The 12,847-nt window shown below is 50.9% G+C and carries 7 protein-coding genes, 1 tRNA gene and 1 pseudogene; 6 read left to right on the forward strand and 3 right to left on the reverse strand.

The window, feature by feature from the left end; genetic code table 11:
- Window positions 1-390 precede the first annotated feature (390 nt).
- The 5 genes from HMPREF0673_RS11155 (at window position 391) to HMPREF0673_RS13525 (ending at window position 9,841) form a co-directional block, all read left to right on the forward strand.
- Window positions 391-1,530 carry a hypothetical protein gene (locus tag HMPREF0673_RS11155; protein ID WP_050805002.1) on the forward strand — a complete coding sequence of 380 codons (1,140 nt, stop codon included), beginning with the start codon at window positions 391-393 and terminating at the stop codon, window positions 1,528-1,530.
- 176 nt (window positions 1,531-1,706) lie between these two features.
- Window positions 1,707-4,637, forward strand: coding sequence for a leucine--tRNA ligase (locus HMPREF0673_RS11160; RefSeq protein WP_007902421.1), 2,931 nt, complete (start codon window positions 1,707-1,709; stop codon window positions 4,635-4,637).
- A 60-nt stretch (window positions 4,638-4,697) separates the two neighbouring features.
- Entirely contained in the window at window positions 4,698-5,702 is a 1,005-nt protein-coding gene (locus HMPREF0673_RS11165) for a YitT family protein (RefSeq protein WP_007902422.1), read from the forward strand.
- 57 nt (window positions 5,703-5,759) lie between these two features.
- A complete protein-coding gene (locus tag HMPREF0673_RS11170; RefSeq protein WP_007902423.1) occupies window positions 5,760-6,392 on the forward strand; it encodes a non-canonical purine NTP diphosphatase in 633 nt (210 codons plus the stop codon).
- Window positions 6,393-6,670: 278 nt separating this feature from the next.
- Entirely contained in the window at window positions 6,671-9,841 is a 3,171-nt protein-coding gene (locus HMPREF0673_RS13525; RefSeq protein WP_007902427.1) for a DUF5689 domain-containing protein, read from the forward strand.
- Window positions 9,842-9,996: 155 nt separating this feature from the next.
- Here the strand turns inward: HMPREF0673_RS13525 and HMPREF0673_RS11180 are convergent.
- Window positions 9,997-10,067: transfer RNA gene (locus HMPREF0673_RS11180), tRNA-Gln, on the reverse strand.
- A gap of 179 nt (window positions 10,068-10,246) precedes the next feature.
- On the opposite strand from HMPREF0673_RS11180, the pseudogene HMPREF0673_RS14385 reads away from it, so the two are divergent.
- A pseudogene (locus tag HMPREF0673_RS14385) lies at window positions 10,247-10,560 on the forward strand (transposase); the annotation flags it as partial.
- A gap of 305 nt (window positions 10,561-10,865) precedes the next feature.
- Here the strand turns inward: HMPREF0673_RS14385 and HMPREF0673_RS11185 are convergent.
- Window positions 10,866-11,420 (reverse strand): hypothetical protein, encoded by a 555-nt coding sequence (locus HMPREF0673_RS11185; protein ID WP_007902429.1) that lies wholly within the window; start codon window positions 11,418-11,420, stop codon window positions 10,866-10,868.
- Between the two features lie 110 nt (window positions 11,421-11,530).
- The gene (locus HMPREF0673_RS11190) at window positions 11,531-12,367 is read right to left on the reverse strand and encodes a hypothetical protein (RefSeq protein ID WP_007902431.1); all 837 of its coding nucleotides are present in this window, start codon (window positions 12,365-12,367) and stop codon (window positions 11,531-11,533) included.
- Between the last annotated feature and the right edge of the window lie 480 nt (window positions 12,368-12,847).

Raw genomic sequence — 12,847 nt, forward strand, 5'->3', positions numbered from 1 at the left:
CCATCTGTGTAAATCTGTGAAATCTGTGGGAGGACATCCTCTACCAGTCTGTTCTGTGAATTCCGTGAATTCTGTGGGAGGACACCCTCTGCCAGTCTATTCTGTGAATTCCGTGAATTCTGTGGGAGGACACCCTCTGCCAGTCTATTCTGTGAATTCTGTGGGAGAACATCCTCTGCAAGTCTGTTTTGTAGGAGGGTAGACCCCACGCAACCAAAACAATCCTCCCACAGATTGCACAGATTTTCACAGATCCACTGGGGGCGTGGGAGGTCCCACAGAATACACAGAATTCACAGAACTCCAAACACACACCATCTGTGTAAATCTGTGAAATCTGTGGGAGAACATACGAAGAAGACATCCGTGGGAGAAGAACAAAACAAGAATATGAAAGCAACAATGATACTCCTCGCCGCGCCCTTGCTGGCAGCGGCACAGACAACACAACACGTGAAGGTGCTCGAATACTGCCCTGCACCAGGTCAGTTCGTGGGCAAGCTGCCCGCCATCGACGCCACGATGAGCGAAGCCGACCGACTGCAGGCGTGCGAAGCACAACTCGCTGACCAGCTGCCCGTATCGCTCGGAGCCTTCGGCGGCTACATCACCTTCGGCTTCACAGAGCCGATAGCCAACACACGCGGCTCCGACCTAAGCATCCTCGGCAACGCCTATTACGCTGCCGCCGACCCCGTGTACGGCGCAGCCACCATCGGCGGATCGATAGAGCCGGGCATCGTGTACGCCGGCGTGGGCACATCGCCCGAAACAGCCGAGTGGTACGAGCTGGCAGGGTCGGAGTACTACACCACCGCCACGCCAAACGTCACCATCACCTACCAGCGACCCGATGCCGAGCAGGGCGAGCACACACAGCCCTACTCCGTGTACGACCGCTACATACCGTTCCGCGCCGAGTGGACCGACCGCAACGGTGCGGAGTGCGACACCGTGGGCTACATGATGAAGCTGACGTTCCACACACAGTCGTACTACCCCACGTGGATAGATGCCGACAGGCTAACGTTCCGTGGCTCGCGACTGCCCGACAACACCATCAACCGCGGCGGCGACGGAACGGACAGCGACAATCCGCAGAACTGGATCAGCTACCGCTACGCTGCCGATGCGTATGGCTACGCCGATGCGGCACCAACGGACGACAAGACGTACAACACGTTCGACCTCGACTGGGCGGTAGACGGCAACGGCAATCCGGTGAAGCTGACACACGCCGACTTCATACGTGTGCAGACTGGTGTGCTGCAGATGTGCGGATGGATTGGTGAGCAGTCGACAGAGGTGTGCTCGGTAGAGAACCTCCACCTGCGCGAGGGCTACGACGACAACCCCATCGTCATCACACCACGACAACGCCCTACTGCCATCAACGGCACAACCGCAGACGGCAACCGCCACGAGGTGGCACGCTACACCGCCGACGGACAACGCATCTCGACACCAAAGAAGGGCGTGAACATCGTGCGCTACTCGGACGGAACAGTCAAAAAAGTAGTGGTACTATAGGGGGTGCACTTGTCTCAAGTGCACCAACAGAGTAGAAATGCACCGTTTACTTGGTTGGTGCAGCAGAGACTGCTGCACCCCCTGGAGATATGCACTATATATCAAAATTTTAAGACGCAAACACACATATATATAAAGTAAAAGTCGTAACTTTGCATAAAAACAGTATAAAAACAATGGAATATAACTTCAGAGAAATAGAAAAGAGATGGCAGAGCCAGTGGGTGAAGGACAAGACTTACCACACCACCGAGGACTCTGCAAAGGAGAAGTTCTACGTACTCAACATGTTCCCATACCCGTCGGGAGCCGGTCTGCACGTAGGCCATCCGCTTGGCTATATCGCATCGGACATCTACGCACGCTACAAGCGTTTGAAGGGCTTCAACGTGCTCAACCCTATGGGCTACGATGCCTACGGACTGCCGGCTGAGCAGTATGCCATACAGACCGGTCAGCACCCTGAGGTGACCACCGTGGCTAACATCGCACGCTATCGTCAGCAGCTCGACAACATCGGCTTCTCGTTCGACTGGGACCGCGAGATACGCACCTGCGATCCAAAGTACTACCACTGGACTCAGTGGGCGTTCGAGAAGATGTTCGGCTCGTTCTTCTGCAACTCTTGCCAGAAGGCAGAGCCGATAGAGAAGCTCGTAGAGCACTTCAACGAGAAGGGCACCGAGGGTCTGGACGTTGCCGAGAGCGAGCATCTGGAGTTCACAGCCGACGAATGGCGTGCCATGAGCGACGTGGAGAAGCAGAAGACGCTGATGAACTACCGCATCGCCTACCTCGGCGAGACGATGGTGAACTGGTGCGCCGGCTTAGGCACCGTGCTTGCCAACGACGAGGTGGTGAACGGCGTGAGCGAGCGTGGCGGCTTCCCCGTAGTGCAGAAGAAGATGCAGCAGTGGTGTCTGCGCACATCGGCTTACTCGCAGCGACTTCTCGACGGACTCGACACCGTCGACTGGAGCGACTCTATCAAGGAGACACAGAAGAACTGGATAGGCAGAAGCGAGGGCACGGAGATGCAGTTCAAGGTGGCTGGTCAGGACTTCGACTTCACTATCTTCACCACTCGCGCCGACACTATCTTCGGCGTTACGTTCATGGTGCTGGCACCAGAGAGCGAACTCGTGGCGCAGCTCACCACCGCAGAGCATAAGGCTGAGGTGGACGAGTACTTAGCGTACGTGAAGAAGCGCACAGAGCTCGACCGCATGGCAAACCGCAACGTGACGGGCGTGTTCAGCGGCTCGTATGCCGTGAACCCGTTCACCGGCGAGAACATTCCTATCTGGATCTCAGAATACGTGCTTGCAGGCTACGGCACGGGAGCCATCATGGCTGTTCCGGCGCACGACTCGCGCGACTATGCCTTCGCCAAGCACTTCAACCTGCCTATCACGCCGCTCATCGAGGGCGCTGACGTGTCGGAGGAGAGCTTCGACGCCAAGGAGGGCATCGTCTGCAACTCGCCTGCAGCTGGCAAGGAGACATTGGACGGCTTCTCGCTCAACGGACTGAGCGTAAAGGAGGCTATAGCAAAGACAAAGCAGTTCGTGACGGAGAAGGGCATGGGCCGCGTGAAGGTGAACTACCGTCTGCGCGACGCTATCTTCTCGCGCCAACGCTACTGGGGCGAGCCGTTCCCTGTTTACTACAAGGACGGTATGCCGCAGATGGTGCCGGAGGACTGCCTGCCGCTGCTGCTGCCCGAGATTGAGACATACAAGCCTACAGAAACCGGCGAGCCGCCATTGGGACGCGCCAAGATGTGGGCGTGGGACGTGGAGAAACGCCAGGTGGTAGACAAGGCACTCGTGGACAACAAGACCGTCTTCCCACTCGAGCTGAACACCATGCCGGGCTTCGCAGGCTCGTCGGCTTACTATCTGCGCTACATGGATCCGCACAACGACACATGCCTCGTGGGCAAGGATGCCGACAGCTACTGGCAGAACGTAGACCTCTACGTAGGAGGTTGCGAGCACGCTACGGGCCACCTCATCTACTCGCGCTTCTGGAACAAGTTCCTCTTCGACCTCGGCGTGTCGTGCAAGGAGGAACCGTATCAGAAGCTCGTCAACCAGGGCATGATTCAGGGTCGCTCCAACTTCGTGTACAGAATAAACCGCACAGCCCCCTCTAACTCCCCCCAGGGGGAGGACGGAGTTACCTCTACATCTAACGGCTCCCTCTCCTCGGAGAGGGCGGGGGGAGAGGCTGCCCCCGTCTTCGTATCGTACAACCTGCGCAAGGACTACGACGTGACACCGATACACGTAGACGTGAACATCGTGAGTGCCGACGTGCTCGACATAGAGGCGTTCAAGGCATGGCGACCGGAGTATGCTAATGCCGAGTTCGTGCTCGAGGACGGCAAGTACATCTGCGGCTGGGCTGTAGAGAAGATGTCGAAGTCGATGTTCAACGTCGTTAACCCCGACATGATTGTGGAGAAGTACGGCGCCGATACGCTGCGTCTGTACGAGATGTTCCTCGGTCCGGTGGAGGCAAGCAAGCCTTGGGACACCAACGGCATCGACGGCTGCTTCCGCTTCCTTAAGAAGTTCTGGGCACTGTTCTACGAGAACCGCACCGACGAGTTCCTGCCGACAGACGCAGAGCCGACAGCCGACAACCTCAAGAGCCTGCACAAGCTCATAAAGAAGGTGACTGAGGACATCGAACACTTCTCTTACAACACCTCTATCTCAGCGTTTATGATTGCCGTGAGCGAGCTGGCACAGCAGAAGTGCCGCTCAAAGCAGGTGCTCGAGCAGCTCGTTGTGCTCATCGCACCGTTCGCTCCGCACATCGCAGAGGAACTATGGCACGCCTTAGGCAACGAGTCGACCGTATGCGACGCACAGTGGCCAGTGTTCAACCCGCAGTATCTCGTGGAGAGCGAGGTGCAGCTCACCGTGTCGTTCAACGGCAAGGCACGCTTCCAGAAGAAGTTCGCTGCCGACGCCACCAACGACGAGATTCAGGCTGCAGTGCTCGCCGACGAGCAGAGCGCGAAATACCTCGACGGCAAACAAGTCGTTAAGGTGATTGTCGTACCTAAGAAGATCGTGAATGTCGTTATAAAGTAATACGGACGACTCCTTTTTCTTATATACATTAAAAATAATAATGTAATAACTGTAACTCCTATGATGATCGACCGCAAAATTATCTGGCAAGAAGCGAAGGACTATTTTAACATCACTCTCGGGTTAATGTTGTACACCTTCGGGTTCACCGTATTCCTGCTGCCTTACGAAATCGTAACCGGAGGCATCGCAGGTATCGGAGCCATCGTATTCTATGCCACAAAATTTCCAGTTCAATGGACATTTTTCATAATTAATGCTGTGCTCATCGTGGCAGCACTGAAGGAGCTTGGAATAAAATTCCTTGCCAAAACCATCTATGCCACGATAGTCATAACCGTGATGCTCGACCTCGCACAGAAGATAGTAGAGATGCCCGACGGCACCTTCTATAAGCTTATGGGCGAAGGCAACGACTTCATGTCGCTCATCATCGGATGTATGCTCACCGGCACGTCACTGGCAATAGTGTTCTTGAACAACGGCAGCACGGGTGGAACAGACATCATCGCTGCCGTAGTGAACAAATACTATAATGTGTCGCTCGGCAAGGGTCTTATCATGGTCGACCTCGTCATCATAGGCAGCTGTCTCACCATCGACTCCTTCGGTCTGTTCCCACAACGCTGTCAGATGGTAGTGTTCGGTTTATGCACGATGTTCATCGAATGTACCATGCTCGACTACGTGATGAGCGTCCAACGCCAATCGGTGCAGTTCTTCATATTCTCGCACAAGTACAACGAGATAGCAAGTGCCATAACGAAGAAGACCGACCACACGCTGACCATTCTCGACGGTCACGGCTGGTACACGGGCAAGGAGATGAAGGTGATCTGTCTGCTCGCCAAGAAGAGCGAGTCGGTGCTCATCTTCCGCCTCATCAAGATGATTGACCCACGCGCCTTCGTGTCGCAGAGCAGTGTCATCGGCGTGTACGGCGAGGGATTCGACCAGATAAAGGTTAAGGTAAAGAAAGAAAAGGAAAGCCCCTCCCAACCCTCCCCGTCGGGGAGGGCTCAGTTAGTAGTCAACAATGGCTTAGGAAGGCCTAAGAAGGCTTAGAAAGGCTTAAACGCAGCCAGAAAGAAGGCTTAGTTCGGCTTATTAAAAAAAACAACAATGAACAATCCACAGCAATCATACACCCTCCCCGACGGGGAGGGACGGGGTGGGGCTATCGTCTTCGCCACCAACAACAAGCACAAGCTCTCGGAGATACGCGCCATACTCGGCGACCGCTTCGAGGTGCTCTCGCTCGAAGACATCAACTGCCACGCCGACATACCCGAGACTGCAAACACGCTTGAGGGTAATGCCATACAGAAGGCACGCTACGTAGTGGACAACTACGGTTACGACTGCTTTGCCGACGACACGGGGCTCGAAGTGCCCGAGCTTGGAGGCGAACCGGGCGTCCACTCCGCACGCTACGCCGAGGGCACCGACCACAACTCGGAAGCCAACATGCAGAAACTGCTCGCACGCTTGGGCGACAGCGATGACCGCCGTGCGCAGTTCCGCACCGTGATAGCTCTCGCACGCCGCAACAACGTAGCCGACTACACGCTCTTCGAGGGCATCGTGCACGGCACCATATCGCGCGAGAAGCAGGGCACAGAGGGCTTCGGCTACGACCCCATCTTCGTGCCGGAGGGCTACAACGAGTCGTTCGCACAGCTCGGCATGGACATCAAGAACGGCATATCGCACCGCGCACGCGCCGTTACAAAACTCGCTGAGTACCTCAAGTAATTTCTACTGACACAACAGCTTGGTTGGTGAGCGGTCTCCGCTGCACAAACCAAGCTGTTATACTATTACCTCGATTGATGCTATCCACAGAGAAGAGTCTCACACTGATAGCACATAACCTTTTTAGCGTTACATTTGTAACAAACAACACAAAAATACCATACTATTTGATATTTATATCAGAAATTTACTTTACATATCTAAAAAAATAGTATATTTGCAAAAAATTGATTTAAAAATCAGATATACTATAATAAAAACACTAAACATTCAATGACATGAAACAGCTCTATTCCTTTAAGACATGGCATTCATTGATTTCAATGCTATTCGTAATGATGTGCTGTCTACCCGAGACGGTTGCAGCGCAAGTCAGTTTCAGTGACGACTTCAACTATCCGGCAGGCAACCTTCACGAGCAAGGAGGCTGGGTGCGCTATGGCAAGAATGCTGAAGACCCCATCCAGGTGCTCGACAAGCAACTCACATACGCCGGCTACAACGACAACGCACCGGCTAAGTGTGTGAAGATAGGATCTGCAAAACAGGGCGAGGACCTCATGGTGAAGTTCACCGACAACGCCGACGGCGTGAAGAGTGGCAACCTCTACTTCTCTGCCCTCATCAACGTGGAGGCTCAACCGAAGGGCAACGTTTATGTTATGTCGTTCGTGCCCAGAACAAAGGCATCAGAGATAGCCGGAGGTATTGCGCCTACCGAGCTGGGACGACTGTACATTGGCGAAGGCGACAACGCCGACGAGGTGAAGGTGGGCATAGAGCGCGGAGCAAACAACCCTGTGTTCGCAACCTCTCCGCTGAAGCTCAACCAGACCTATCTCGTTGTGCTGCGATACGAGATAAACGCAGCCAACCCGAGACAGGACAACATCTATCTGTACGTGAACCCTACCGACTTCAAGCAGGAGCCTAAGCTGAACATGGCAAGTGCCGTCATCGACGGCGTGAACAAGACCGGCAGCGGACTGGGCAGTTATGGTCTGCAGGGCCTCGAACTGCGCCAGGGAACAACCTCCTCTGTCACTTCGCCGGAGATGTACGTGGCTTCGGTGCGCGTCTCAGACACATACGCCGGACTGTTCGGTGAGGCTGGCATTGACACTACGCCGAAGCTGGGCGTATCGAAGAAGACTTTCGTGCTGGGCGAGGTGTACAGTGGCGACACACACGAGGAGACGGTAAAGGTGACGGGCGAGAACCTCACGGGCGACATCACCGTAGAGTCGTCTTCGGAGGCTGTGAGCGTAGAGCCTGCCACTATCGCGGCTGACGACGCGATGAGTGCCGGTGGTGCCGAACTGAAGATAAAGGTGACATATACCGACGGCGAGCAGCACGCCACTCTGATACTCAAGAGCGAGGGAGCGGAGGATGTGCAGATTAAACTCTCGTGGACGGGCAACTCTATTCCGGAGATAGCCTCTATCAAGGCACTTTACAGTGAAGACCCCGAGGCAGGAATGACGTACAAATATACGGGCGAGGCTACGGTTACGTTCGTAGACCGTGGCGGAAGCCAACCGGTGTTCTACCTGCAGGACAAGACGGCTGCTATAGCTCTGAGCGACGACTACGAGATGCTCACCAAGACCGACTACGAGGTGGGCGACAAGATAACGGGCACCATACTCGGTGTGCAGAGCGCATTCGGCACGACCAGCGCTATGGCTCTCGGTGCTGACCTCGGCACAGTAGTGTCAAAGGGCAACACCGTGACCCCGGTAGAGGCAACACTCGCACAGCTGAAAGCCAACCCGACAAGTTACATACAGCAGCTCGTGAAGGTGAAGAACCTGAAGTTCAAGGACGTGGCAGAAGGTGCTATCTTCGCTGAAGGCATGGCACAACCGGTAGTAACGGACGGTGCTGAGGAGGCGAAGGTGCGCATCTTCAAGGGCACAACGCTCATCGGCAAGAGCATTCCTGCAGCCGACATCACACTCACCGGTCTGTTCACATCGAGCAAGACACTCATCATCGGTCCGCGCGGCATAGAGGACATCGCCGAGCAGCAGCCGGTAGGAGAGCCAGCCATAACAATCAGCCCTGAGAAGATAGAGCAGACTGCAGGCAAGCTGGGACAGACCGTGGAGGTGGCTACGCTGCACGTGTCGGCGAAGAACATGACCCAGCCTACCTTCTTCGAGTTGGCAGGTAAGAACGCTGACCAGTTCGCGCTCTCAAAGACAAAGATAGAGAAGGGATCTACAGAGACCGACATCGTCATCACGTACACGCCGACAGAGGTGGCTGTACACAGAGCATACGTACTCGTTACCTGCCCAAGCATAGAGGACTACGACAAGTCTATCGCCTTCAGCGCATACGCCATCGACGAGCAGAACCCGCCGACGATAACGCTCAACCCGCAGAAGCTGGAGAAGTTCGAAGCGAAGATTAACGAAAAGAGCGAGCAGACCATAGAGGTGACAACGGCAAACATGCCCGACTACACCTACGTAAAGGTGAAGGATGCAGGAGCGTTCGTGCTCAACAACACCATGCTCATACGCAACATGAAGAACACGCTGAAGGTGACGTTCCAGCCTAAGAAGGAGGGCACATACTCTACAGCACTCGTCTTCTCAGCACTCGGAATGGAGGATGTAGAGGTTGCCATAGAGGGCGTTGCGACCGGCGAAACGCCCGAAGAACAGAAGGAAGGCGTAGACCTCGTGCTCAGCGAGGAGAATGCGCTCAGCGTGCTCGACGAGAAGTTCGACAACATAGAGCGCAACAAGCCGCTCGACATCGAAGGCTGGACAAACTCGGCACTGAAGGGAACACGTGCATGGTGGGGATTCTCGTTCCTCAACTACGATGCGGAGTCGCCTAACGAGAAGGTGGCTAAGGTGACACCGTACGACTCGAAGATGGAGGCTGGCACGGGCACACCGGCACAGATGATGCTCGTAACGCCGCCGCTCGACTTCAAGAACTCCACTACAAAGGTATTCACGTTCAAGGTGCGTGGCGACTATCTGAAGGACAACCAGCCCGACCTGCTCGAACTCTGCTACATCGACATCGCTGAAGGCTCTCTCTACGTGCAGCCGCTCGCAGAATGCAAGATGCCATGCACAAAGGACGAGAGCGGAAAGTGGTTCCCGTACAGCATCGACCTCACAGGACAGCAGATTGCAGACGTGTTCTTCATGGGATTCCGATTCACCAGCACACGCGGATGCGACAACACTGCCACATACTACATCGACGACGTGACATACGGTATCGAAACGACGGCTATACAAACCGTTACTACAGCAGAGAAGGCTCGTCTGATGGTGTACAACCTCGCAGGAAGCAAGGTTGCGGAGAAGAGCGGCTCGTCGGTTGAAGATGCTCTGCGCGGACTGCCTCACGGCATATACATCGTGAAAGCGGTGTCTGCCGACGGCGTTCATACAAGCAAAGTGCAGGTGCGGTAATCGCATTACATAAACTAAAAAGGAGGCATTTGAGCCTCCTTTTTAGTTGTCTTAGGCGGATTCGAACCACCACAATTTTTCCTTTATCGGGATTGCGCAAGCTATCTTGTAGCAATATAAACAAAAACGGAGACTCGAAAGAGCCTCCGTTTAAGTTGTCCTAGGCGGATTCGAACCACCACAAACAGAACCAAAACCTGTTGTGCTACCATTACACCATAGGACAATGCGACTGCAAAGATACGCATTTTTGTAAAAACAGCCAAACGAATTGGCTGTTTTTTTAATAATGCTGTGTGCTAATAGCAAATGGTGATAGGTCAAGCAAAGGTGGTGGTAGTGTAAAGTCTGCTAAGTTTACACTACCGACAATTGAGAATTGTAGCCAATAATAATAACTTTTTCGAAAAATGGGGTGAGATGTACCCTATAGTTATCAAATCCTGGCGCGACAACTGGGAGCGTCTTACGGAATATTTCCAGTATACCCCTGCAATCCGCAAGCTTATCTACACAACCAATATGGTTTAGTGTTATCATCGTCAGGTGCGTAAAGTAACGAAAAACAAGGGTGTGTTCCCGTCAGACACCGACTTGAAAAGCTTGTGTATCTTGCTTATCGAGACATTAGTGAGAAATGGACTATGCCCCTGTCTAATTGGGTATTGATATCACAACAACTTGCCATAAAATTTGGTGATAGGTTCAAGATTATGTAACTTTGCCTGTGAAAGGCTCCTCTTATTTGTATGCAGATATGAAATCTGCACACAAATAAGAGGGAAAGAATAAAAATCAGAGCCGTGACACAGTTCAGTTTACATTACCTTCTATGAGGATAAAATCCTGAACTTCTTTGACGGACGTAAGACAAACGCCTCAGCAGAATCACTGAACTCAAATGCTTCCGCGCACAGGTGAAAGGAGTCAAAGACATACAATTCTTCATGTATCGTTTGGCAACAGTTTTGGGTTAGCATCTGCTTAGCTCCCCACAGGGTTTATCGGGTGCGCCCGGATCTTCTTATTTGTTTCTTGATGGATCTTTGCTCATTCCAAGAATAATACCTGCATTAGAAAACCTTTTGAGCTGTTCAGATATTTTCTTGGCAAAATATTTATTATCATCTATAGGGATACGGAAAATAACTCTATCACCATTATATTTGGTAGATTCAAAGATAAGAAAATAGTCTGTCAATCCCTTCATGTTTGCGATAATACTTATACTTTTTTTCTCATTGTAAACAAGCAAGCAAAAGTTATCAATGTCTTGATCATAACCAATTGATGATATTCCCCAATATGAGCCTTTCCCAAAGCCATACCCCTCCCCTGCTGTACCATCCATAATCATGAAATTCATTTTGTATAACTCGCCAGTGTAATAATCAACAACAGATTCAATTTCTATCGTCTTGTTAGTGGGTATAAAGTCTTTACCATTATATTGCAATATGTTATTTGCCTTAATTAAATTATCTACTTTATATTGAGCTGAAATCTTTTGTGGCATCAGCAAACTAATGACACTAACTAACATCACTAAGGATGCCTTGAAAAATGATGAATGTTTCATTGTTAAATCCCTTGTATGTGTCGGGCGCAACTATAAAGCACTTAGATTGTACGATAGTTAATAAAAAATGGATATTATATCCCTTTATTTTTCAAGTGAAGTCTACTAAATTAAAGACGTCCTGAACCGTGGCAAGTTCCACATCTTCCTGTTCCTCTACAAATAGGACAGTCTATTAACTTTTCTGTTGAATGACCTGTGTATTGTCCGACTTCTTGCCAATATCGTTTCTTGCCACCACAGCCACTGCAATCACCTGTACCTCCGCAGCTTGAGCATTTCCTTGAGGAAGAACCGTAACTGCTACTGCTATTATTTCCCAAAGAACTGCCTCCGAATACGTTTGACACAGCAGCATTTGTTATAGATTGTACGTTGACAATGTGGTTGATAATAATATTTCTGAATCCTTGTCGATTGGTTGAATTAGCTTCCCAATATCCATATTTGGAGATTCTTTGAAGGGCTTGTTTACAGTTTTCGTCACCCATTTTTACGCCTGCGTTGTAAACTCTTTTTGCATATTCTTGATTAACATCAGTTCCCATTCCTAATTCACTCATTGCCCCAAGTATAAATAGTGCATTCTTATTGCCAAAACAGATAAAAGATCTTTCTATTTTTTCATATCCCTTTGTGTCGTCCCCATCAGCAATTGCTTTCATTCCATCAGCCAAAAGCTGTACTGGATCATTATTAGCTCTTTCTTCTGCTTCTTTTCTCATTTTCTCTCCCATCTGGCGTCCACGTTCATAAGCTTGTTGATTAAGATAGTTAGGATCTGTCATATAACCAGTACCACCACACATCATACATGGCATAAATCCTGCCATTGTATTCATTCCACCATATCCTGCACATCCTGTACATGGAACTTTAGGGACACTTTGTGCCGCTAATGTAATTACATTAAACAGTGTTATAATTATAAATGCAATTTTCTTCATTTCTTGATATAAAAAAAGAGCGTGTAACCGTTCGTTACTTGTTTACAACTTTGGTTACCGCCAAGTGACCTATACGCACAACAGGCAGAATGAAAGTCCACGCCCATGAGCGTGAACTTTCATTCTGCCTGTCCTCGTGCGTTGAAAATTGGCGGTATTCAGTTGTAGAGAACAAGAGCATAAAAGCTCAATATCCAAAAAGTATAGAACGGAAACGCTTAGTTAAAGATTTTGAGGCAAGCCTCAGTTTTAAGTCTCATTGTGGAAAGCAAGTTCTTTGAACTGCTTGTTCCTTAGCGTTTCATTCTTGTATTTCTATCTGTTTTTTCGTAAAAATTTAAAAAGTTATACAATGTGTTCTTGTAATTAAACAATAGAGTTTGTCTGTTTGTCATGCATTACCTTGCAAAAATAATAAAATTTTGAGAAACAAAGAAACTATATAAAAAATTATTGCTGTCCGCTAAAACTTTTTAAGCA

The sequence above is a fragment of the Leyella stercorea DSM 18206 genome (genome assembly GCF_000235885.1).
Lineage (GTDB): Bacteria > Bacteroidota > Bacteroidia > Bacteroidales > Bacteroidaceae > Prevotella > Prevotella stercorea.

Excerpts from the sequence above, each read along its gene's own strand:
- HMPREF0673_RS11155 (WP_050805002.1), top strand. The coding sequence starts at position 391 with ATGAAAGCAACAATGATACTCCTCGCCGCGCCCTTGCTGGCAGCGGCA.
- HMPREF0673_RS11190 (WP_007902431.1), bottom strand. The coding sequence starts at position 12,367 with ATGAAGAAAATTGCATTTATAATTATAACACTGTTTAATGTAATTACA.
- HMPREF0673_RS11160 (WP_007902421.1), top strand. The coding sequence starts at position 1,707 with ATGGAATATAACTTCAGAGAAATAGAAAAGAGATGGCAGAGCCAGTGG.
- HMPREF0673_RS11165 (WP_007902422.1), top strand. The coding sequence starts at position 4,698 with ATGATGATCGACCGCAAAATTATCTGGCAAGAAGCGAAGGACTATTTT.
- HMPREF0673_RS11185 (WP_007902429.1), bottom strand. The coding sequence starts at position 11,420 with ATGAAACATTCATCATTTTTCAAGGCATCCTTAGTGATGTTAGTTAGT.
- HMPREF0673_RS13525 (WP_007902427.1), top strand. The coding sequence starts at position 6,671 with ATGAAACAGCTCTATTCCTTTAAGACATGGCATTCATTGATTTCAATG.
- HMPREF0673_RS11170 (WP_007902423.1), top strand. The coding sequence starts at position 5,760 with ATGAACAATCCACAGCAATCATACACCCTCCCCGACGGGGAGGGACGG.